Origin of the sequence: Tenacibaculum sp. AHE14PA, assembly GCF_019278465.1 — a bacterium.
Taxonomy (GTDB): Bacteria; Bacteroidota; Bacteroidia; order Flavobacteriales; family Flavobacteriaceae; genus Polaribacter; species Polaribacter bernardetii.
In genome coordinates, this window is sequence record NZ_CP058983.1 from 706,323 (window position 1) to 728,459 (window position 22,137).

At 32.3% G+C, this 22,137-nt stretch carries 21 protein-coding genes; 8 read left to right on the top strand and 13 right to left on the bottom strand.

Annotated features, from left to right (window positions below):
- Positions 1 to 21: 21 nt before the first annotated feature.
- From menA to H0I30_RS03220, 5 genes are all read right to left on the bottom strand, one after another.
- On the bottom strand, positions 22 to 969 hold the full coding sequence (menA, locus tag H0I30_RS03200; RefSeq protein WP_218772873.1) for a 1,4-dihydroxy-2-naphthoate octaprenyltransferase: 948 nt from the start codon (positions 967 to 969) through the stop codon (positions 22 to 24).
- 95 nt (positions 970 to 1,064) lie between these two features.
- Complete coding sequence (locus H0I30_RS03205; RefSeq protein WP_218772874.1) at positions 1,065 to 1,844, bottom strand: (Fe-S)-binding protein; 780 nt, start codon at positions 1,842 to 1,844, stop codon at positions 1,065 to 1,067.
- A 120-nt stretch (positions 1,845 to 1,964) separates the two neighbouring features.
- Complete coding sequence (locus tag H0I30_RS03210) at positions 1,965 to 3,284, bottom strand: 4Fe-4S dicluster domain-containing protein (protein ID WP_255554317.1); 1,320 nt, start codon at positions 3,282 to 3,284, stop codon at positions 1,965 to 1,967.
- A gap of 44 nt (positions 3,285 to 3,328) precedes the next feature.
- Positions 3,329 to 4,294: an MlaD family protein gene (locus H0I30_RS03215; RefSeq protein ID WP_218772875.1), complete on the bottom strand. Its 966-nt coding sequence runs from the start codon at positions 4,292 to 4,294 to the stop codon at positions 3,329 to 3,331.
- A gap of 64 nt (positions 4,295 to 4,358) precedes the next feature.
- A complete protein-coding gene (locus H0I30_RS03220; protein ID WP_255554316.1) occupies positions 4,359 to 5,531 on the bottom strand; it encodes an N-acetylmuramoyl-L-alanine amidase in 1,173 nt (390 codons plus the stop codon).
- A gap of 126 nt (positions 5,532 to 5,657) precedes the next feature.
- Here H0I30_RS03220 and H0I30_RS03225 point away from each other — a divergent pair, with 126 nt between their 5' ends.
- On the top strand, positions 5,658 to 8,360 hold the full coding sequence (locus tag H0I30_RS03225) for a putative LPS assembly protein LptD (RefSeq protein WP_218772877.1): 2,703 nt from the start codon (positions 5,658 to 5,660) through the stop codon (positions 8,358 to 8,360).
- A 41-nt stretch (positions 8,361 to 8,401) separates the two neighbouring features.
- On the top strand, positions 8,402 to 8,782 hold the full coding sequence (locus H0I30_RS03230; RefSeq protein WP_218772878.1) for a Rid family detoxifying hydrolase: 381 nt from the start codon (positions 8,402 to 8,404) through the stop codon (positions 8,780 to 8,782).
- Positions 8,783 to 8,822: 40 nt separating this feature from the next.
- On the opposite strand, the gene H0I30_RS03235 is transcribed toward H0I30_RS03230, so the two are convergent.
- From H0I30_RS03235 to pfkA, 4 genes are all read right to left on the bottom strand, one after another.
- Entirely contained in the window at positions 8,823 to 9,311 is a 489-nt protein-coding gene (locus H0I30_RS03235; protein WP_218772879.1) for an ATP-binding protein, read from the bottom strand.
- A gap of 80 nt (positions 9,312 to 9,391) precedes the next feature.
- Positions 9,392 to 9,754, bottom strand: coding sequence for a methylglyoxal synthase (locus tag H0I30_RS03240; RefSeq protein WP_218772880.1), 363 nt, complete (start codon positions 9,752 to 9,754; stop codon positions 9,392 to 9,394).
- 64 nt (positions 9,755 to 9,818) lie between these two features.
- Positions 9,819 to 10,811 carry a type I glyceraldehyde-3-phosphate dehydrogenase gene (gene gap / locus H0I30_RS03245; protein ID WP_218772881.1) on the bottom strand — a complete coding sequence of 331 codons (993 nt, stop codon included), beginning with the start codon at positions 10,809 to 10,811 and terminating at the stop codon, positions 9,819 to 9,821.
- 30 nt (positions 10,812 to 10,841) lie between these two features.
- On the bottom strand, positions 10,842 to 11,825 hold the full coding sequence (pfkA, locus tag H0I30_RS03250) for a 6-phosphofructokinase (protein WP_218772882.1): 984 nt from the start codon (positions 11,823 to 11,825) through the stop codon (positions 10,842 to 10,844).
- A gap of 129 nt (positions 11,826 to 11,954) precedes the next feature.
- On the opposite strand from pfkA, the gene H0I30_RS03255 reads away from it, so the two are divergent.
- Positions 11,955 to 13,682, top strand: coding sequence for a sodium:solute symporter family protein (locus H0I30_RS03255; protein ID WP_218772883.1), 1,728 nt, complete (start codon positions 11,955 to 11,957; stop codon positions 13,680 to 13,682).
- 42 nt (positions 13,683 to 13,724) lie between these two features.
- Here the strand turns inward: H0I30_RS03255 and H0I30_RS03260 are convergent, their stop codons facing one another.
- Positions 13,725 to 15,071, bottom strand: coding sequence for a lipopolysaccharide assembly protein LapB (locus H0I30_RS03260; RefSeq protein ID WP_255554315.1), 1,347 nt, complete (start codon positions 15,069 to 15,071; stop codon positions 13,725 to 13,727).
- Between the two features lie 231 nt (positions 15,072 to 15,302).
- Between H0I30_RS03260 and H0I30_RS03265 the strand changes: the two genes are divergently transcribed.
- Together H0I30_RS03265 and H0I30_RS03270 are read left to right on the top strand one after the other, a co-directional pair.
- Positions 15,303 to 15,644, top strand: a complete 342-nt coding sequence (locus H0I30_RS03265) for a DUF2853 family protein (protein WP_218772885.1) — start codon at positions 15,303 to 15,305, stop codon at positions 15,642 to 15,644.
- An 86-nt stretch (positions 15,645 to 15,730) separates the two neighbouring features.
- Positions 15,731 to 17,155, top strand: coding sequence for an L-serine ammonia-lyase (locus H0I30_RS03270; protein ID WP_218772886.1), 1,425 nt, complete (start codon positions 15,731 to 15,733; stop codon positions 17,153 to 17,155).
- 1 nt (position 17,156) lies between these two features.
- On the opposite strand, the gene H0I30_RS03275 is transcribed toward H0I30_RS03270, so the two are convergent.
- From H0I30_RS03275 to H0I30_RS03285, 3 genes are all read right to left on the bottom strand, one after another.
- Positions 17,157 to 17,714 carry a vancomycin high temperature exclusion protein gene (locus tag H0I30_RS03275; protein ID WP_370624047.1) on the bottom strand — a complete coding sequence of 186 codons (558 nt, stop codon included), beginning with the start codon at positions 17,712 to 17,714 and terminating at the stop codon, positions 17,157 to 17,159.
- A gap of 88 nt (positions 17,715 to 17,802) precedes the next feature.
- The gene (gene yaaA, locus H0I30_RS03280) at positions 17,803 to 18,561 is read right to left on the bottom strand and encodes a peroxide stress protein YaaA (RefSeq protein WP_218772888.1); all 759 of its coding nucleotides are present in this window, start codon (positions 18,559 to 18,561) and stop codon (positions 17,803 to 17,805) included.
- 99 nt (positions 18,562 to 18,660) lie between these two features.
- A complete protein-coding gene (locus H0I30_RS03285) occupies positions 18,661 to 19,440 on the bottom strand; it encodes an MBL fold metallo-hydrolase (protein WP_218772889.1) in 780 nt (259 codons plus the stop codon).
- Between the two features lie 78 nt (positions 19,441 to 19,518).
- Between H0I30_RS03285 and H0I30_RS03290 the strand changes: the two genes are divergently transcribed.
- The 3 genes from H0I30_RS03290 to H0I30_RS03300 all read left to right on the top strand — a co-directional run bounded on the left by H0I30_RS03290 (position 19,519) and on the right by H0I30_RS03300 (position 22,136).
- A complete protein-coding gene (locus tag H0I30_RS03290) occupies positions 19,519 to 20,961 on the top strand; it encodes a TonB-dependent receptor (protein ID WP_218772890.1) in 1,443 nt (480 codons plus the stop codon).
- Between the two features lie 62 nt (positions 20,962 to 21,023).
- Positions 21,024 to 21,569 carry an RNA polymerase sigma factor gene (locus tag H0I30_RS03295; RefSeq protein ID WP_218772891.1) on the top strand — a complete coding sequence of 182 codons (546 nt, stop codon included), beginning with the start codon at positions 21,024 to 21,026 and terminating at the stop codon, positions 21,567 to 21,569.
- A 33-nt stretch (positions 21,570 to 21,602) separates the two neighbouring features.
- A complete protein-coding gene (locus H0I30_RS03300) occupies positions 21,603 to 22,136 on the top strand; it encodes a hypothetical protein (protein WP_218772892.1) in 534 nt (177 codons plus the stop codon).
- Position 22,137: the final 1 nt, after the last annotated feature.

Consider the following 22,137-nt stretch of genomic DNA (forward strand, 5'->3'; position numbering starts at 1 on the left):
TTTAAAATTGTTGTTTTCTGTTTACAAAATATTACCCAATCCGAATAGTATTGCAAACAAGAACGTACTTAATGCTACTTTTTTTAATTCGCCATCTAACAATACTTCTTCTTTATTTTTATACACAAATATTATGTGTTTTACTATTGGTATATAGGCTATTAAAAATAAAAACTGCCATGGCGATTGATAGTTTATTACCACATATAATATTGCAGTTATAAACGATAAAATAAGTAAACTATAATGGTAATTTTTAGCCGATTTTGCACCTATTTTAACTACTAATGTGTTTTTGTTAACCTTTGCGTCGTTTACACGATCTCGCATATTATTTAAGTTTAAAACTGCTGTACTTAGTAAACCGACAGTTATTGCGGGTAAAAAAACAACAAAATTCAACTGTTTTGTGTATAAAAAATAAGTTCCTACAACTGCTAATAATCCGAAGAAAACAAAGACAAAAACATCACCAAAACCGCTATAACCATAGGCTGATTTGCCTACGGTGTATTTAATTGCTGCAACGATAGATGTGGCTCCTAATAAAAAGAAAATCAATGAATATAAAAAATTGTCTTTTCCGAAAGAAACATAAATAAGTAAAAGTGCGATTACCAAAGTTATTGCTCCGGTAACGATCATTGCCATTTTCATTTGTTTTGACGTAATTGCCCCCGATGAAACCATACGAGCTTCCCCTTCTCTATTATCATCAGTTCCTTTTACACCATCTCCGTAATCATTCGCAAAGTTAGATAAAACCTGAAAACCAATCGTTGTGAGTATCGCAAGAATAAAAATTAAATAGTTTTTTTCATTCAAAAAATTAACATCTAAAAGTCCGTCAAATTCAACCCCGCCTATAAGAGGAACTGAAAATTTTGCTAAAAAAGCTCCCACAACAATTCCTGAAATAGATAATGGTAAGGTTCGTAAACGTGCTGCTTTTATATAGTTTTTTATCATTTTAAATTTTGATTAAAACCTCTCGACTGCGCTCGAAAAGACCTATTTTGGTGTCTGTTCGAGCGCAGTCGAGAATTATTCACTATATTTTTATTTTATAAATTATTTGCTTCTGCAATTAGTTCGGCAATATCTTTTACAACTACTTGACCTTCTTTTAACTTAAACTTTACACCATCAGTCATCATTGTGTTACAATAAGGACAACCGGTTGCGATGATTTGCGGATTGGTTTCTAAAGCATCTTCTGTTCTTAAAACATTTATCTCTTTGTCTCCTCTTTCGGCATCTTTAAACATCTGTGCGCCACCAGCACCACAGCATAAAGCAGTAGACTTACTACGCTTCATCTCTGTCATTTTAACACCCAAACTACGAATTAAAGCACGCGGACTTTCATATACATCGTTTGCGCGACCTAAATAACAAGGATCGTGATAGGTTACTCGTTTTCCCTTTAAATTAGCGTCATCTATAGCTAAACGACCGTCGCTTATTAATTTACTAATAAACTGCGTGTGGTGATATACCTCATATTTACCTCCCAAACCAGGGTATTCATTTTTTAATGTATTAAATGAATGTGGGTCACAGGTAACTATTGTTTTTACTTCGTAAGCATTTAAAACCTCGATATTTGTCATTGCTTGCATTTGAAACAAAAACTCGTTTCCTGCACGCTTAGCAGCATCACCAGTTGAACTTTCTTCTGTCCCTAAAACAGCAAAATCTACTCCTGCTGTATTTAATATTTTTACAAACGATTTGGTTATTTTCTTTGCTCTATCATCATAACTTCCAGCTGCTCCTACCCAAAACAACACTTCTGGTTGTTTTCCTTGAGCCATCATATCTGCCATTGTTGGTACGTTCATAATTTTATGTTTTTTAATTGATATGCTTTTTTTTCTAAATATTCTCGATACAATTTTTCTTCATTCTCCAGAAAAATCACTCGAACTGACAATAATTACACTGTCAAATTGATGTATTGATTAATCTTCGTCTTTCCAGTTTAATCTATCTTGTTGACTATACTGCCAAGGTGCTCCGTTATTTTCGATATTGGTCATCATTGCATTTAACTCTTGTGGAGCTGCAGATTCTTCCATTACTAAATAACGACGCATTTCCATAATAATAGATAAAGGATCAATACCTATAGGACATTCTTGCACACAAGCATTACAACTTGTACATGCCCATAATTCTTCTGGAGAAATATAATCATTTAATAACTGCTTTCCGTCATCTTTAAATATACCGTTGTTTGCATCGATGTTTTTCCCTACCTCCTCTAAACGATCTCGGGTATCCATCATAATTTTACGAGGCGACAACTCTTTACCCGTTAAACTTGCAGGACAAGAAGATGTACATCGCCCACATTCTGTACACGTATATGCATTCATTAACTGTACCCAGTTTAAATCGGTAACGTCCGACGCACCAAACTTTGCTGGCACTTCCTCTTCTGCTCCTTCTTCTGGCATTGCATACGGATCTGCATCTGGATCCATCATCATTTTTACTTCATTCGTAACAGCTTCTAAGTTATTAAACTGTCCTTTTGGCTTTAAATTTGCGAAAAATGTATTTGGGAAAGCTAACAAAATATGTAAGTGTTTAGAGTAATATAAGTAGTTTAAGAAAACTAAAATACCTATAATATGTACCCACCAAGCTGATTTTTCTATAGTGTGTAATGCTTCTGGTGAAAACCCAGAAAACCAAGGCGCTATAAATTGAGAAACTACATTTCCCGCTCCTGATTCTTGAAAAGCAGCATCCGTAGCATTCATTATTAAGAATAACGACATTAAAACCATTTCGAAATATAAAATAATGTTTCCATCATTTTTAGGCCAACCTGTCATTTCTTTACTCCAAAAACGCTTTACTTTTTCGATATTTCTTCTAAACCAAAATATAACAACAGCTATAAAAACTAAGGCTGCTAAAATTTCGAAATTAGCAATTAAGAATCCATAGATAGCATCTCCTAAGATTGGTTGAAAAACACGATGTGTACCAAATAAACCGTCTATAACGATTTCTAACATTTCGATATTAATCAAAATAAAACCTACATAAACTACTACGTGTAAAATTCCAGAAACTGGGCGACGTACCATTTTATATTGTCCTAAGGCTATTTTAGCCATGTTTTTCCAACGTTCAGGTTTTCTATCTGTTCTATCTATATCTTTTCCTAATTTTATGTTTCGGACAAGTTTTCGAACATTCATTACAAAAAATCCTATTCCCGCAATTAAAATAGCTGCAAAAAAGATGTTAGGCATGTATTTCTCCATCGTTCTTTAAGTATTAAGTTTTGTTAGTTTTTAATAATTATAAGTTACTTCGTACTTACATTTTTGGTATTACTTTCTTCATTATATGGTTTTGCTTTTTTACCAAATAATGAAAAATGAACAAATCGTTTTGGATTTAATTTCATTTCACGTAACAACTCTTCCATCTCTTTAGAGGCATTGGTTAAGTTTGTGTACATTTTATCGTCGGTCATTAACTTACCTAAAGTTCCTTTACCAGCCTTCATATTTGCTAATAAACCATTTACGTTTGCTAATGTTGCTTCTAATTTATTAACTGTTTCTCCTAGATTAGCTTTTGCTAAATCGTCAGATATTTTAGAAAAATTATCAGTAATTTTTTTAGTATTTGCTAAGGTTGCGTTTAAGTTTTCTTTATTATCAGATAATAAAGTATTTACAGATGTTAATGTTTTTCGAACATCAGAAATCGTTCCTTCTAAACCTATAATACTTCTATTTAAGCTTTTTCTTGATTTTTCATCTAAAACGGTATTCAATCCAGTTAGCAATGTATCGGCTCCTACCAACACATTTTGTAGTTTAGATTGAATAGGTTCTAACTTATCTTCTACTGAAGAAAAAAGACCAGATTCTACCTCTCCTTTAAGATAATCTCCTGAAACGGCCGTTTCTCCGCTGTATGTCGGAACAATAGCTAAACTTTGCCCTCCCATTATACTTGCTGAATAAATTTTAGCAATACTGTTTTTAGAGAAGCTAAAATCAGTATCTAAAGAAATTTTCACCAATAAAACACCTTGTTTTTCTGGAGTTGCATCAAATGAAATATCATCAATACGACCAACCTTTAAACCATTAATAGTTACAGCACTAGCTTTATTTAAGCCGTTAATATCTTTGTATTCAACATAAAAATATCTGCTACTACCACTAAATAAATCTTGACCTTTTAAGAAATTGAATCCCCATATAAATACGGCTATAATTAGTACAGCAACAATACCCGTTTTTAGTTCTTTTGACATATAAAAAAGTTATAGCACGAAAATAGTAATAATTTTGAAAGTATAAATATAGAACACCTCTAAATTAAAGGTTTTTCAATGCTTCTTTGATAGGAATTTTTTGTCCATCTTTAAAAGCAACAACCCAAGCACCCTTAAACCCCATTTTTTTCACTGCACTTAAAGTCTTTTTCACATCTACAAAACTAGAAGAGGTTCCGTAATAATACTTATAGTAATCACCTATAAACATCGACTCAACATTTTCTAATCCTCTAAAGTTAAAATTATTTTTATTTAACTTTCTTTTTGATGCTGCAATTTGCACTTTAAAAGCAATTCCTGATGGTTGTATTTTATTACTTGCAATATTGGTTGTGGTCTTTTTCGTTGATGTTTTTACTTTAACTACTTTTTTAGGCACACTAACTTCCTTTACAATCTTTTTTTCTATCGGATTTTTCTCCTCTGCTCTAGCTATTACGGTATTCTGAATCGTATTTAACTTTAACCTGTCTACATATTTTTTAATAGCATCACCAATTGCTTTTGCCATTTTTATCTGTCCAGCTCTGGTATTTAAGAATTTACCTTCTTTTTTATTTGTTAAAAAACCTAACTCTATTAAAACACTAGGCATTACAGTTTCTCTTAACACTAAAAAATTAGCTTGCTTTACTTTTCTATTAACTCTTTTAATAGAAACAAAATTGCTTTGAATAAAACTTGCAATACCTAAACTGTTATCTAAATTTTCTTCCTGAAGTACTGATAAACCAATAACTGATTCAGGTGAATTAGGATCATAATCATAATTTTGTTTATAATTATCCTCTAATAAAATTACAGCGTTTTCTCGTTTAGATATTTCTAAATTTTCTTTATTACCACTTAATCCTAAAACAAATGTTCCTGCTCCGTTAGGTTCTGACTTATGAAAAGCATCACAATGAATAGAAACAAATAAATCTGCCTTTTTAGTGTTTGCGATTTTTGCCCTATTATGTAACTCTACAAAAACATCTTTCTTTCTAGTATATAAAACTTCAACATCTCTAGCTGTTGATAATTCTTTACCTACATCTAAAGCGATTCTTAAAGCAACCTTAGCTTCCTTATAACCATTACCTATATTACCAGGATCTTTTCCTCCGTGACCTGCATCTAAAACAATAGTATATTTTTTTTGTGCAGAAAGCGCTGTTGTAAACCCCAATAACATGCATATTGTGGTTAAAAATAAAAAATAATTTTTCAAGTGATTATATTTACGTAATTTTAAGAATTGCATCAATAAAATTTAACTATTTTTGGATTTTATATTTAGGCATTCAAATAGTACGCCAAAGTTTTTAAATATAACACAAAAATAGTATTTATAACATTGCGAACAAATCTAACTTACATACTTTTAATTTCCTACCTTTTTTGTTTTCAATTAAGTGTAGCTCAAGATTTTGATAAAAAAGGAATTCCTTCTCAAAAATCTAAAAAAAAGCCAATTTTAAATATATCAAAAGATAGTTTGATTGATTTAAAAAAAGGCGATTTATTAAACCTAAAAAATGATTCGATTGTAAACGATTCTATTAAGCCTAAAGAAGTTATTGATGGAATCATTACACACAATGCAGAAGATTACACAATACAAAACGCAAAAAACAAAACTGTAACCTTATATAACAAAGCACAGGTAATTTATACTGATATTGATTTAAAGGCAGGTATAATTGTTTTAGACTATAAGAACAATACTGTTTATGCTAAAGGAATAAAAGACAGTTTAGGTTATCATCAACGTCCCGTTTTTAAACAAGGTAATCAAGAATCTGAGCAAGACTCCATTTTATTCAACTTTAAAACAAAAAAAGCACTAGTTTACGGTGTAAAAACGGTGCAAGGTGAAATTATAACCTATGCTCAAAAAACAAAACGTGTAAATGACTCTACTATTTACATGCGAAGACTTCGTTTTACAACCTCTAAAAAGAAAAATCCAGATTATTACATTCAAACAAGTAAAGCAAAACTAGTTCCTGGTAAAAAAATAATTGTAGGTGGTAGTAATTTAGTTTTAGCTGATGTTCCTACACCTGTATATTTACCTTTCGCTTATTTTCCTATGACCAATGAAAGAACCTCTGGTTTTATTATTCCTTCATATGGTGATAGTAACAGTCAAGGTTTCTTTTTACAAAACGGTGGATACTACTTTGCTTTAAGTGATTATTTTGATTTAACTGTTTTAGGAGATCTTTACACCAACGGAAGTTGGGGATTAAGGGCTGATTCTAATTATTATGTTCGTTATAAATTTAGTGGTAATTTTAGTATTCGTTATGAAAATATAATTCAGGGAATTAGAGGGTTAAGTAATTATAGTAAATCGTCTAACTTTAATCTTCGTTGGAGCCATAGTCAAGATACTAAATCGAGTCCAAACTCTCGTTTTTCTGCTTCTGTCAACTTAGGTAGTAGTACTTATTATAGGCAATCATTAAATGAATTTAACAATTCTCAGTTTTTAACAAACACCTTAAGTTCATCTATTTCATATTACAAAAAATTTGTTGGCACTCCTTTTAATATAAATGTAACAGCAACACATTCACAAAACACCAATACCGAACAAATAACAATGACGCTTCCATCTTTGCAGTTAAATATGGATCGTATTTACCCCTTTGCAGGTAAAAACGGAGTTAAAACCAATCCTATTCAGAAAATGGGTTTGAACTACAGTATGCAAGGTCAGTATCAAATAAATACTACTGATGATGAGTTTTTTACTGATAAAATGTTTAGAACAGCAAAAAAAGGAATTCAACATCGTTTAAGTACCAACACAAACTTAAAGGCTTTTAAATATTTTACATTATCACCAAGTGTTAGCTATAAGGATGTTTGGTATTTTGATAAAATCAATAAAAAATATGATCCTACACTTACTAATTCAAGTGGTAATTTAGGTACAGTTGTAAACGATACTATTAGTGGTTTTAACCGTTTTAACGAATACAATTTAGGAGTTTCTTTATCAACAAACATCTATGGAACATTTAACTTTAAAAAAGGAAGATTAAAAGCCATAAGACATACAATTAGACCTTCTATTTCTTATGGATACAGACCAGATTTTGCTGAAAATTACGACTTACAAGTTCAACAAAGTTCAGACCCCACTGATTTACTAACCTATTCTCCTTTTGAAGGAGGAATATATGGCAGGCCAGGAAGTGGTGTTTCAAACTCTATTGGTATTTCTGTTAATAATGTTTTAGAAGCTAAAGTTGCTCCGAAAGATCCCGATAGTGATGAGGAAGATACAAAAGTCACCATTCTTAATAATTTAAATTTTAGTACTAGCTACAATATAGCTGCTGATAGCTTACGCTGGAGTCCTGTTACTGCAAATGCAGGAACGCGGCTTTTTAAAGACAAATTAGCTTTAAATGCCAATGCAAGATTTGATCCTTATCAGGTAAATAATGAAGGACAAAGAATAAATAAGTTTAATGCTAATATTTTAAGACTTACTAACTTTGGTATTACCGCTAACTACTCTTTATCTAGCAAAGATTTTGAGAAGAAAAAAGAAGGCGATAAAGAGGAGTCTAAAAACTCAGGAAATGGTGCACAAGACACTCCTGATTTGTTTGGAGAAAACATGTCGCCTACAAATGGCTTCCCCAACAACCCTGATAACAAACAGAATAAAAGCGAAACAAAAGAAACAAAACTATATGGTGCTAAAATACCATGGACACTAAATTTAGCTTACGCCTTAAACTACTCAGATAACGGACTTACAAGTAGTGTTGGTAGTAATTCTTTAATGTTTAGCGGAAACGTAGAGTTAACGCCTAAATGGAACGTTGGTTTTTCATCTGGTTATGATGTTAAAGAGAACGCTTTTACTTACACAAGACTTTCTTTTTCTAGGGATTTAGATAGTTGGCGATTGAATTTTAATTGGACCCCTTTCGGAATAAACTCTTCTTATAACTTCTTTATCGGAGTAAAATCATCTGTTTTAAGTGATTTAAAATGGGACAAAAACAAGCCGCCAGATAGAGCTTTATTCTAAAAAAGAATACTTAATCAATTTTAAATTTATCTATAAATAAGATGAAAAAAATTATAACAACAAGTAAAGCTCCTGCTCCTATTGGACCATATAACCAAGCTGTTTTAAGCGGAAACACATTATATACTTCTGGTCAGATTGCTTTAGATCCTAAAACAGGTGAATTAGTTATGGATTCTATTGAATCTGAAACAAAACAAGTTATGGAAAACATGAAAGAAGTTTTAGCTGCTGCTGAAATGACTTTTGAAAACGTAGTAAAATCGTCTATTTTTATTTCTGATATGCATAACTTTTCTAAAATAAACAGCGTGTATGCTAACTATTTTAATGAAGCTACTGCACCTGCTAGAGAAACTGTTGAAGTTGCAAATTTACCTAAGTTTGTAAATGTAGAGATTAGTATGATTGCTGTTAAATAGAAGTTTTAACAGCTAGTTTATTTTAAAGTTCCACGAAATTTTAAGCGGTAATAATCACTCCATATTTAAGTTCTTTTTCAGTAGGTTTTTCAAACCAAGTTTCCATAAAATCGAAATCTTCTTTACTTACTTCAAACTGGAACGTATCTCCTTTTTTACTATTTCTTTTTAAAACTCTTTTAAATCGTGTTTCTTTTGAAATATCTAAAAAGTGGATTTTAATTTCATAACCATTAGCTTCTGCAAATTGTCTGAATTTTTCTCTATGCTCAAACTTCGACAATCCTAAATCTAGAATACTGTCTGTTTTTGAACTCTCTAACTGCTCTACTAATTCTAGTATTACTTTTTCTGCTCTATTTATTTTTTCTAAAAACCACTCTAAACCATCTGTTGCTTTTTTATCAGCAAGAAAAAGCGTTTTATTCCATTTATCAATCGAAAAAACAACACCTTTTGTTTCTTTTTTTAGTTCAGCCGAGTATGTTGTTTTTCCCGAACCAGTATTCCCTACTATTAAATGTATCATTTGGGTTTTCTTAAAGTTTTAATTCTTATTGATTATTCTAATTTCAAAATAGATTATTTAAATAAGAATACTTTTTTTATTTACAATGCCTTCATTAACAGTTCTGCGGTTGCAGGATTTGTTGCTAACGGAACATCATGTACATCACACAAACGCAATAACATAGTAATGTCTGGCTCGTGTGGATGTTTTTCATTAGGATCTCTAAAAAACAACACCATATTACATTTACCCTCAGCAACCCTTGCTGCTATTTGAGCATCACCACCAAAAGGACCAGATAAGAACTTCGTTACTTTAAAACCTGCCTTTTCAGCTTTAGAACCCGTGGTTCCTGTTGATACTAATGATATGTTTTTTTGAAGTAAAATAGTTTTATGTTCATTTAAAAACTGAACCATTTCTGCTTTCATTCCGTCATGTGCTATAATTGCTATTTCCATCGTTTTAAAATTAACTAAAAATTCCCGCTATAAGCGGGAATTGATATTTTTTATATTCTTTTTATTATAAAGAGGCTGAATACTCTAATAAATCAACAATCTTCGTTGCATAACCATACTCGTTATCATACCAAGAAATAATTTTAAAAAAGTTTTCATTTAGCTCTAAACTTGCGTCAGCATCAACAACAGAAGTTCTTGTTTCTGATACAAAATCTTGAGAAACAACTTCGTCTTCAGTATATCCTATTATGCCTTTAAATTCGTTTTCTGAAGCAGCTTTAAAAGTTGCCATAATTTCTTTTAATGACGTTGCTTTTTCAGTTTTAAAAGTTAAATCAACTAATGAAACATCTGCTACAGGAACTCTTACTGCCATTCCTGTTAATTTACCATTCATAGACGGAATTACTTTTGTTACTGCTTCTGCAGCTCCGGTAGAAGTAGGTATAATATTGTTTATTACAGAACGACCTCTTCTCCATTTTTTATTTGGTCCATCAACAGTATTCTGAGTAGATGTTGCTGCATGAACAGTTGTCATTAATCCTTCCGTCAACCCATAAGCATCATTAATAACTTTTACTAATGGCGCCAAACAGTTTGTTGTACAAGATGCATTAGAAACAATAAGTTCGTCTGCTTTCATCTCAGCATGATTTACTCCCATCACATACATTTTAGCATCTTTTGATGGAGCTGAAATAATTACTTTTTTAGCACCTCCTTTTATATGCAACGCTGCTTTATCTTGATCTGTAAAAAAACCTGTTGATTCAATAATATACTCAGCTCCTACTTCGTTCCATTTTAAATTTTCTGGATTTCTTTCAGCTGATACTCTAATAATTTGTTCGTTTACAACTAGGTTACCGTCTTTTACCGTTACTTCACCATCAAAACGACCATGAACCGAATCATACTTTAACAAATAGGCTAAATACTCTACATCTAACAAATCATTAATGGCAACTACTTGCACATTGTTTCTTTTCATGGCAGAACGGAAAGCTAATCTACCTATTCTTCCAAATCCGTTAATTCCTACTTTTATCATCACTTTACTATTTAATATTCTTATTAAAAATTATGTTGTCATAATATCAGAGACTCTTAGCAACTCCATATCTATGTCATTATGACCTTTTATTGCTTTTTCTAAATTGGTAGCAACCACCATATTATTTTGTAAACCAACCATTAAGTTCGTTTGTCCGTCTAGCAATAACTCAACTGCTTTTACACCTAATCTACTTGCTAAAACTCTATCGAAACACGTTGGCGATCCGCCTCTTTGCATGTGTCCTAAAACGGAAACCCTCACTTCATATTCTGGCAAGTTTTTTTCTACATAATCCGCTAATTCAAAAACATTTCTACCTGTTTTATCTCCTTCAGAAACCACAACAATACTTGATGACTTCCCTGTTCGTCTACTTTTCTTTAAAGACTCTAGCATTCTTTCTAGCCCTAAATCTTCTTCTGGAATTAGAATTTCTTCTGCTCCTGCTCCGACTCCGGCATTTAAAGCTATAAAACCTGCATCTCTTCCCATCACTTCCACAAAGAAAAGTCTGTTATGTGACGATGCCGTATCTCTAATCTTATCTATTGCCTCAACTGCAGTGTTTAATGCAGTATCGTAGCCTATGGTATGCGTTGTCCCATAGATATCATTGTCTATCGTACCAGGAATTCCTATTACCGGAAAGTTAAATTCTTTATTAAAAACCACTCCTCCTGTAAAAGAACCATCACCACCAATAACCACTAGTGCATCTACCTTGTTTTCTTTTAAACTTTCGTAAGCTTTTTTTCGCCCTTCTTTTGTTATAAACTCTTTAGAACGTGCTGTTTTAAGTATAGTACCTCCTTTGTTAATGATATTATTTACACTTCTAGCTGTAAACGGTACCAAATCTCCTTCTATTAAACCTTGGTAACCTCTATAGATTCCCATACACTCAGTACGATAATATGCACAAGTCCTTACAACCGATCTGATTGCGGCGTTCATTCCTGGAGCATCTCCTCCGGAAGTCATCACTGCTATTTTTTTTATTTTTCCCATAAGACGAACATCAAATTTAATGCTTTTAAGTCATTTTATATATAAATATACAAAATCATTTTTCATTTCAATTGAAATTTAACGTATCATAATATTTAACTACATTTAGCTTTTTTAAATAAAAACTACATGACATTAACCGCGCTGGATTATTCTATTATCATCGGATTTTTTATCCTCTCATTACTTATAGGTCTTTGGGCTTCTAAATCTGCAGGAAAAAGCAGTACTGAATTCTTTTTATCGGGTAGAAATATGCCTTGGTGGTTGTTAGGTGTTTCGATGGTTGCTACCACATTTGCAGCCGACACTCCTGGATTGGTAACCGAATTGGTGCGTAAAAATGGTGTTTCAGGAAACTGGGTTTGGTGGGCAATGTTACTTACCGGTATGCTTACTGTTTTCTTTTACGCAAAACTATGGCGAAAATCTGGAATTAGTACTGATTTAGAATTTTACGAATTACGCTATTCTGGTAAAATAGCAGGATTTTTAAGAGGATTTAGAGCTATTTATTTAGGTGTAATTTTTAATATTATCACCATGGCTGGAGTTTGTTTGGCCGGCGCAAAAATTGCCAATATCTTATTAGGTATTTCACAAGGTGAAATGCTATTATACTCGTCTATTATTGTTGTTATTTATTCATCTCTAGGAGGATTAAAAGGAGTTTTACTTACCGATTTTGTTCAGTTTATAATCGCGATGATCGGTTCGGTCTGGGCCACTATTTACATCATCAACTTACCTGAAATAAACGGCTTATCTAATTTATTAAGTCACCCTAACGTGCATGACAAACTAGCGATGCTTCCTGATTTTTCGAATACAGAATCTTTAATCACTTTATTTATAATTCCCTTTGCCGTGCAATGGTGGAGTACTTGGTATCCTGGCGCAGAACCTGGTGGTGGTGGCTATATAGCGCAACGAATGTTGGCTGCTAAAGATGAAAAAAATGCCACTTGGGCAACTTTGTTTTTCAATTTTGCGCATTATGCATTACGCCCTTGGCCTTGGATTATTGTTGGATTGGCTTCTTTGGTGATTTTTCCGAGTTTAGAAAGTATGAATCAAGCATTTCCTAGCTTATCTCCTGAAATGCAAGGACATGATGTTGGCTATGCTGCTATGATGACTTATTTACCTGCTGGATTATTAGGAATTGTACTAACCTCGTTAATTGCTGCTTTTATGAGTACCATTTCAACTCAATTAAACTGGGGAAGCTCGTATTTGGTAAACGATTTTTATAGTCGTTTTATCAACAAAAATGCTTCTGAAAAACAAAAAGTAGTCGTTGGTAGAGTATCAACTGTCTTATTAATGCTATTTGCAGCGCTATTTTCTTTTTACCTACAATCTGCTAAAGACGTTTTTGATTTATTATTACAAATCGGAGCCGGAACTGGATTGCTATTTATTTTACGTTGGTTTTGGAGCAGAATAAATCCGTATAGTGAAATTGCTGCGATGGCTATTTCTTTTGTTATTGCAGTATTCTTTTTTATCAACGGAAAAATGGAAACCCCTTTTATCGAAATTGCTAGTTATTGGCAATTGATAATTGGGGTAGTAATTACAACTATCGGATGGATTTTAGTCACTCTTGTAACACAACCTAGTGATGCGGAAACCATTCATAAATTTGAAACCTTAATTTTTGACGGAGAAGATAAATTCAAAAATGTAGGTATAAAAATAGTAGGATTTATAACAGGCACAATTGGTGTATATAGTTTCTTATTTGCTACTGGTAATTGGATTTATGGCAACACTCTATTAGCCGCTGGTTTATCTGCACTCACCCTAGTATGTGTGTGTATTTTAACAAAAATTTGGAAACGTATTTCTTAGAAATTAAAAACCCTTAAAATAAATATATTTTAAGGGTTTTTATTATTTAATAGCCTTCTTATAACTCAATAAAATTTTTTGGATCTGTTTATTCTCATAAACTGAAGGATATAATTCTTTAATAATAGAATGGTGTTTATAATCGATTGCTAATGCATTTTTTAAGTGCGTTAAACTGTACCCCTCTTTATCAAGAATCATAAATAAACCACACAATCGATATTCTACCTCAGCAGCTTCTTTATATATTTTTTTAGCTTTGATTACTATTTTTAAACCATCTTCAAAATCTCCTAAAAACAATAATATATCCGCTAATGCAGTGTAAACATCTAAACCCTGCTCCCCTAACTCAATACTCGTGTAAAAAGATTTTACAGCCTCTTCGTAAAAATTAAGCTTTAAGTTGATATCTCCTGACCTTTTCCAATACAGCTCATTTATCTCATCAATTTCTATTGCCTTATTTACGTAATACAACGCTTTTTGGAAGTTACCGTCATTGTAATAAGCATTTGCTAACAACATCCATGCTTTATCTAGCAAGGGATCTTCATGCACTGCTTTTTTATAAAAGTGAATGGCAGTATGCATGTTTTCTAATTTCTCATAACATTTCCCTATTCTGATGTAAGCAAAAGCGGTAGGATCATCTAACTCCAACGTAATTAAATAATTATTTATAGCCTCTTCATAGTTATTTAGCTCTTCTAAGGTTTTTGCTTTTTCTAAATACCCACCAATAAAACTCTCATCAATTAGCACGGAATAATCAAAAGAAGTCAGCGCTTCTTTATGCATTCCTAATTCAGCATATTGTTTCCCTAATTGATGCCAAGCAATCTCGCAATACGGGTTTTTATCTACATATTTTTTTAAAAACTGTATAGCTTCTACATGTTTATCTTGCATATCAAAACAGTATACAATATTGTATAGTGATGAATAATCTTCATAATCATCTTCCACACATTTCTCGAAATTTAACCGTGCATTTTCAAAATCATCTAAATACAAGTATTCCATTCCTAGCATCGACCATATATCAGCTGGATCTTCGATAAAATCTAAAGATTCTTTCAATACAACGATAGCCTCAACATGTTTCTTCTTTTTAGATAAAATCAATGCTTTTTGTATAAAAACCTCATCATTATGAGATTCAACAGCTTCTATAGCACGAAGCATTTTAGTAGCCTCTTCTAATTCGTTTTCGAAAATTAGAATTTCTACTTTCATTAATTTCAACTGAATAGAAGTAGGATGTTGCTCCAACCCAAGTTGCACAGCTTTTTTTGCCAAAGAATGTTTGGCTATGTTTAAATAATGTTCGATGATTGTTTCAAACTCAACCGCGTCAAAAAAGTATACATCGTTGGTTTTCAACATAGATTCAAATTTCAATATCGACATAAGCTACATATTTGAATGTATATAAATGTACTACAAGAACAGTGCCTATTTACGTTTAGCTGATTTTGTTTTCAACAATTTAATTAACAATGCTATCTTGTTTTTAGTTATTGAATTTTCTTATTTGAAAGAATCAAATATTTTTCTATATTTGGGAGTATTAAAGTTTTACAACAAAACTTGCACCTAATTATAAACAAAAAAATCATGAGTAAATTTGACGAAAAAGTAGCATTGTATAAAAAATTTATGGATGATAGAAATCTTCCTTGTAATCTTGATTTATTAAAAGCGGTAACCAAAGGCTTAGGACCTTCAATTTATAAAAAAGATGCCGAAACGGTATCTGGTACTGATGCGAAAGAATTAGAAACAGTTAAGAAAAACTTCTTAATGAAAAAACTAGGTTTAGCTGATAGCCCTGAATTAGACAAGGCTATTGACGAGGTTGTAGAAAAAATAGGAAGATCTGAAAGAAATAAATACCGTGCTGTAGTTTACTATATGTTAGCTCAAAAATTTGGCAAAGAGTCTGTTTACGGAATGTAAAAACACATTTTTCATAAAAAAAAGTCCTGTATTGATTTAAATACAGGACTTTTTCTATTTTAGCCATCAACAAACAAACTATATTTATGTCGCAGTTTATTAGTGTTTTTGACATGTTAAAAATTGGCGTTGGCCCTTCTAGCTCACATACTTTAGGCCCATGGAGAGCTGCCCAAGAATGGATTGAAAAATTAAAAAAAACACATTTATTTACTACTATTGATGGTGTTAAAATAGATTTATACGGCTCTTTATCTTTAACAGGAAAAGGTCATGCAACCGATTTAGCTATTTTATTAGGCTTAAGCGGTACAGATCCTGAGTATATACCTGTTGAAAACATAGAAACGATTATTGATCAAATAAAAGAAACGAAGACTTTACACTTTAATGCAGAAAAGCACCTTGTTTTTTCTATAGAAAACATCGTTTTTAATAAAGATTTTTTACCGTTTCACTCTAACGGACTAACCTTCAAAGCTTTTTCTAAAGGTAAAGAAATTTCTAGTGAAACCTATTATTCAATCGGAGGAGGTTTTGTTATTCAGGAAGAAGTAGAGGTTCCTTTAGATACCGAAATCAACAAGAAAAATTTTCCGTTCCCAATAAATCGAGCAACCGAATTAGAAGCGTATTGTGACAGGGAGCAAAAAAACATTTCTGACATCGTTTATCAAAATGAGTTAGTTTTAAGATCTTCTGCTGAAATTGACGCTGAACTAAAACGCACCTGGGAGACGATGTTAGAATGCATGTACATTGGCTGCCATACTGAAGGTATTTTACCTGGCGGATTAAATGTAAAGCGAAGAGCATTTGGCACACATACAAAATTAATTAAAGACGCAGCATACACGAACCAACAAGAGTGGATTACTGCTATTAGAAGCACTGAAGTAAAATTTCGTGAAATCTTAAAATGGGTAAGTTGTTTGGCTTTATCAGTCAATGAAGTAAACGCTGCATTAGGTAGGGTTGTAACTGCACCTACAAACGGAAGTGCAGGTGTTATTCCTGCTGTTTTAATGTATTATTTAGTGATTGAAAATCACGAAGCTGATTTTGAACATATTAAAAAATTCTTATTAGTAGCTGGCGAAATCGGAAGTATCTTTAAAAAGAACGCAACCATATCTGCAGCAATGGGTGGTTGCCAGGCAGAAATAGGCGTTTCATCAGCAATGGCTGCTGCTGCGCTAACAGAACTTTTAGGAGGAACACCAGGGCAATGTTTGGTTGCTGCCGAAATAGCTATGGAACATCATTTAGGTTTAACCTGCGACCCTATTGGTGGCTTGGTTCAAATACCTTGTATAGAACGCAATGCTATGGGAGCAATTAAGGCGATTAATGCTGCTGAGTTGGCATTAGAAACAGACCCTAAAGAATCTTTAGTTCCTTTAGACAAAGTAATTGATACGATGTGGGAAACTGCAAAAGACATGCACCGTAATTATAAAGAAACCTCAGAAGGTGGCTTAGCAATTACTGTTGGGTTAGCTGCTTGTTAAGCTATTTTACTTCAATCGGTTTTCCTAAAAATTTAGGTTGCACATTTAGTACAATATCAACAAATACTTTAACCCGCGCTAAGTACTCTCTTAACTGTACTTTTAGTCCGTATTTACTAGAAACACCTTTGGCATTAAAACCTATTGCTTTAATGCCAAAGTAATTTGCTAAATAAATAGCCCTTTCATTATGGAATTGTTGCGATACGATGGTTACAGAAGTTTGGCCGAATATTTCTTTTACACGCACCACAGAATCTAACGTTCTAAAACCAGCATAATCTAAAAATATTTTACCCTCAGGAATCCCTGCTTTAATTAAGTCGTTTTTAAATCTAGACGGCTCATTGTATTCCTTTGTACCGTTATCTCCACTAACGATTATATATGCTATTTTACGTGACTTGTATAATTCTGCTGCCGCATCTATTCTGTACTTATAATACAAATTTACTTGTCCGCCTACTAAATATTTACTCGTCCCTAAAACCAAACCCACTTTGTTTTCGGGTATTTCATTTACGCTTGTATATACTTTATCTGCTGCTTTTTTTTCCACTAAAAAATTGCATAAGTAAATAACAAGCAATACTAAAAAAGTTAGCACACCACATAATTTTATCAGCTTAATTATTATACTTCTCATTTTATCTTGTGAAAAATAATTCGTTTTTAGTAGACATTTCTTCAGAAAACCTGTAATTATCAACATCAAAACCTTTTAAAGCCTCTATTGTTTTTACATCATTTTCAATAATATAGCGCACCATTAAACCACGTGCTTTTTTAGCATAGGTCATAATGGTTTTATACTCTCCGTTTTTAAGATCTTTAAAAACAGGCGTTATCATGGGTACTTTTAAGACTTTTTGGGGCAAAGCTTTAAAATACTCTGTACTTGCTAAGTTAATTAACAGTTCATTCTCTTCTAATTCGGCATTTAAAGAATCTGCCAAATCAGTATTCCAAAATTGATATAAATTTTCTGTTCTACCTACTTTTAATTTAGTCCCCATTTCTAAACGATACGGCTGAATTAAATCTAACGGTCTTAACAATCCGTATAAACCAGATAAAATTCGAAGTCTGTCTTGTAAAATTGGTAATTTATCTTCAGAAAGTGTTGTTACCTCAATACCTCTAAAAACTTCACCCGTAAAAGAATAAATAGCCTGTTTAGAATTTTCTATTTCAAACGGAGTTTGCCAATCTTGATTTCTATCATAATTTAAACTTGCTAAATCATCAGAAATCTTCATTAAATCACTCAGTTTTTTTCGTGAAAGTGTTTTTAATTTGTTGTTTAGTTTTTTTGACTGCTCTAAAAATCGTGGTTGTGTATATAGGTCGGTATTCGCTTTGGTTTCAAAATCTAAAGACTTTGCCGGAGATATAATTATTTTCATTCAATTAGTATTTTATGTAAAAGTAAGGAGCACTTTTAAAATTGCTACTTATTTATAGTAATTTAAATCAATCACGGTATCAAAATATGTAATACTCTTTTAAATTGTTAATCCGTCATACGCTAAAAACACATTTTCAGGCAGTTCTTTTTCCACCTCTTCATGCAAACCAAGCAATTCGCTAATATGCGTTAAATAGGCTTTCTTCGGATTTAATTCTGCTATAAAAGCCAAAGCTTCCTCTAAATTAAAATGAGTCGCATGAGGTTCTTTACGAAGCCCTGTTACAATCAACACCTCTAAATTCGCTAATTTCTTTTTTTCTACTTCGGATATTGTTTTAATATCTGTAAGATACGCAATATCATTAAAGCGATACCCTAAAATAGGCAATCGCCCGTGCAATAGTTCAACTGGCGTCACTTTCACATCCTCTAAAAAAAAGCTTTCGTGATGCGAAATAATATTCGGAGCTACTTTTGGTGCACTCGGATACCTATTTTCAGTGGCAAAAATATAATCGTATCTCTTTTTAAGCACCGCTAAAACCCTTTCTGATGTGTAAATAGGCACTGCTTCTATTTGAAAACAATACGGTCTTATTTCGTCTAAACCAGCAATATGATCGGCATGCTCGTGGGTAAATAAAATTCCGTTTATCGACTCCACATTTTCACGTATCATTTGCTGGCGAAAATCAGGTCCGCAGTCAATCACATACTTTATAGTATCCCAAGAAACTATAATTGAAGAACGCAATCGACTGTCTTTATAGTCTTTAGATAAGGCTACAGGATGCTTACTTGTAATCATTGGAACGCCTGTAGAAGTTCCTGTACCTAAAAAAGTTACTTTTAATTGCTTTTTTTTATCTCTCATTACCACAAAAATACAATAAAAATTATCTGATAAGTCCTATTTTCAGTACATTTGTTATCCGTAACAAAAAACAATAAAATGGCAATTACGCTTAAAGGAGATCAAAAAATAAGCACGGTACCAACCACTGACAGCAAAGCTTTAAAAATCAATTTAAATGCCCATATTTATGGAACATTTGCTGAGATTGGCGCTGGTCAAGAAACCGTTCGTAATTTTTTTAGAGCTGGTGGTGCTTCAGGTACAATTGCAAAGGCAATGAGTGCTTATGACAAAGATTTTTCTGATGCCATTTATGGTGTAGAAAATGACAATCGTTATGTTACAGAAAAACGATTAAAAAAGATGTTAAGACATGAAATGGACTTAATTGAAGAACGTCTTGACCGTCAGAAGCATCCTGAAAAATTATTTTTTAGTTACGCAAATACCGTTGCTACCATTAACTTTTCTAAAAAGTTTAAAGGTCATGGTTGGGTTGGTATTCGTTTTCAATTAGATCCGCTTGAAGACTATAACGAAATTATCTTACACCTTCGTTTTAAAGAAACTGATGCCCGCCAACAACAAGAAACTTTAGGAGTTTTAGGGGTAAACTTAGTGTACGGAGCCTACTATTTAAATGACAGTCCGAAAGAATTATTAAAATCTTTTTATGACAACATTGATAGCGATCGTTTAGAAATTGACATGGTTAATTTCTCTGGACCTCGTTTTATGTATGTTGACAATCGTTTAATGAGTTTACAGTTAGTTAAAAACGGCATGACAAACGCCGTTATGTTTGGGCCTGACGGAAACAACTTACTACCTGCTCAAGTACTTTATAAAAAGAATATTTTAGCGCTTCGCGGGAGCTATCGCCCTGTTACGAAAGTAAATATGGATATGTTTGAACGTTCGAAAGAATTGTTTTTAGCAGAAAAAAAGGTAAACCCAGAAAAAACACAAATTATTTTTGAAATCACCTTGAGCAACTTAAGAGCTGAAGGAGAAATTAATGAACGTGATTTCTTAGATAGAGCAGAGTTACTATGTGCTTTGGGACAAAACGTAATGATAACCAACTATCAAGAATACTTTAGACTCGTTGATTACTTTAGTGAGTTTACGAAAGAAAGAATGGGATTAGCCATGGGCGTTAATAATCTTATTCAAATTTTTGATGAAAAATATTACCGTGATTTAAGTGGTGGTATTTTAGAAGCCTTTGGTAAACTTTTCTACCGAGATTTAAAAGTATACATGTATCCTTATAAAGATGAAGACACTGATGAATTTATTACCAGTGACAATTTAAAGGTACACCCAAGAATGAAAGAACTATACAAGTTCTTTAAAAATAATGGTAGACTTATTGATATTAAAGATATTGACGAGGAAAGCTTACATATTTTCTCTCGAAAGGTATTAAGAATGATCAAAGAAAATGAAGAAGGATGGGAAAAAATGTTACCAGCAGGAGTTTCAGAAACCATCAAAGAAAAACGTTTATTTGGTTGCTCTAGAAAGCGCTCGTAAATAATTTAATTTTCTTTTAAACCTTTTACTATTTTTAAAGTCTAACTGCTAAACAACTTTAGTTGACAGACGAACTTACACTTATTGCAGCGCTTCAGAATTCTAAAACAAAAGAAGTAGCCTTTAAACAATTGCTATCGCTTTATAAAGAGCGGTTGTATTGGCATATACGAAAGATTGTTGTTTCTCATGATGATGCTGATGACGTTTTACAAAATACGTTTATCAAAATTTTTAAAAATATTGATACCTTTAAAAACGACAGTAAGCTTTACTCTTGGATGTACAGAATCGCTACCAACGAATCTATAACCTTTCTTACTAAAAGAGCTAAAGAGAAAAATGTTGACATTACTGATTACCAACAACAATTAGTTTCTACTTTAGATAGCGACCATTGGTTTACTGGAGATGAAATTCAACTTATATTACAGCAAGCAATTGCTACTTTACCTCAAAAACAACAACTCGTTTTTAATATGAAATATTTTGATGAGATGAAGTACACACAGATTTCTGAAATACTAGAAACTTCTGTTGGAGCCTTAAAAGCATCCTATCACATTGCTGCAAAAAAAATAGCACACTTTATTAAGAACCACAATTAAACCTTTTACAAAAAACACAGTCTTAGAAGAGAGATGGATAAAGATTTAAAACATAGTATAGATTTTATAAATAATAAGGCAGGCAAGAAAACTGGGTTTTCATTGCCTGAAAATTATTTTGAAGAAATGGAGGAGGCTTTCTTTTCTTCAGAAACTACTGTCGTTATATCTAAAGAAAACACTTTTAAAACTCCTGCCAATTATTTTGATACCGTTGAAGAGAATATTTTAACAAAGCTTAAAGCAGCACCTAAAGAAGTAAAAGTTATTTCTTTGTACAAAAGAGTACTCGACTTTATTCCTGTTGCAGCAGCAGCCTCTGTTTTATTATTTATCGGTTTACATTACATTACGACTAGCAACAAAGATAGTTTTAACACTATAACACAAGCAGATATCGCATCTTGGTATGAAAATGGATATGGAGATACCGATACTAATGAATTGGCGATTGCTTTAGAATCTTCTGATTTTGAAGACAATATTTTACCATCAATGGATGCCGAACATTTAGAAGATTACCTAAACACCATTGATAACTCTACTCTTATAAATGAAATTCAATAAA

Coding starts and splice junctions, on each gene's coding strand:
- menA (WP_218772873.1), bottom strand. CDS start 969: ATGATAAAAAACTATATAAAAGCAGCACGTTTACGAACCTTACCATTA.
- H0I30_RS03205 (WP_218772874.1), bottom strand. CDS start 1,844: ATGAACGTACCAACAATGGCAGATATGATGGCTCAAGGAAAACAACCA.
- H0I30_RS03210 (WP_255554317.1), bottom strand. CDS start 3,284: ATGGAGAAATACATGCCTAACATCTTTTTTGCAGCTATTTTAATTGCG.
- H0I30_RS03215 (WP_218772875.1), bottom strand. CDS start 4,294: ATGTCAAAAGAACTAAAAACGGGTATTGTTGCTGTACTAATTATAGCC.
- H0I30_RS03230 (WP_218772878.1), top strand. CDS start 8,402: ATGAAAAAAATTATAACAACAAGTAAAGCTCCTGCTCCTATTGGACCA.
- H0I30_RS03235 (WP_218772879.1), bottom strand. CDS start 9,311: ATGATACATTTAATAGTAGGGAATACTGGTTCGGGAAAAACAACATAC.
- H0I30_RS03240 (WP_218772880.1), bottom strand. CDS start 9,754: ATGGAAATAGCAATTATAGCACATGACGGAATGAAAGCAGAAATGGTT.
- gap (WP_218772881.1), bottom strand. CDS start 10,811: ATGATAAAAGTAGGAATTAACGGATTTGGAAGAATAGGTAGATTAGCT.
- pfkA (WP_218772882.1), bottom strand. CDS start 11,825: ATGGGAAAAATAAAAAAAATAGCAGTGATGACTTCCGGAGGAGATGCT.
- H0I30_RS03255 (WP_218772883.1), top strand. CDS start 11,955: ATGACATTAACCGCGCTGGATTATTCTATTATCATCGGATTTTTTATC.
- H0I30_RS03260 (WP_255554315.1), bottom strand. CDS start 15,071: ATGTTGAAAACCAACGATGTATACTTTTTTGACGCGGTTGAGTTTGAA.
- H0I30_RS03265 (WP_218772885.1), top strand. CDS start 15,303: ATGAGTAAATTTGACGAAAAAGTAGCATTGTATAAAAAATTTATGGAT.
- H0I30_RS03270 (WP_218772886.1), top strand. CDS start 15,731: ATGTCGCAGTTTATTAGTGTTTTTGACATGTTAAAAATTGGCGTTGGC.
- yaaA (WP_218772888.1), bottom strand. CDS start 18,561: ATGAAAATAATTATATCTCCGGCAAAGTCTTTAGATTTTGAAACCAAA.
- H0I30_RS03285 (WP_218772889.1), bottom strand. CDS start 19,440: ATGAGAGATAAAAAAAAGCAATTAAAAGTAACTTTTTTAGGTACAGGA.
- H0I30_RS03290 (WP_218772890.1), top strand. CDS start 19,519: ATGGCAATTACGCTTAAAGGAGATCAAAAAATAAGCACGGTACCAACC.
- H0I30_RS03300 (WP_218772892.1), top strand. CDS start 21,603: ATGGATAAAGATTTAAAACATAGTATAGATTTTATAAATAATAAGGCA.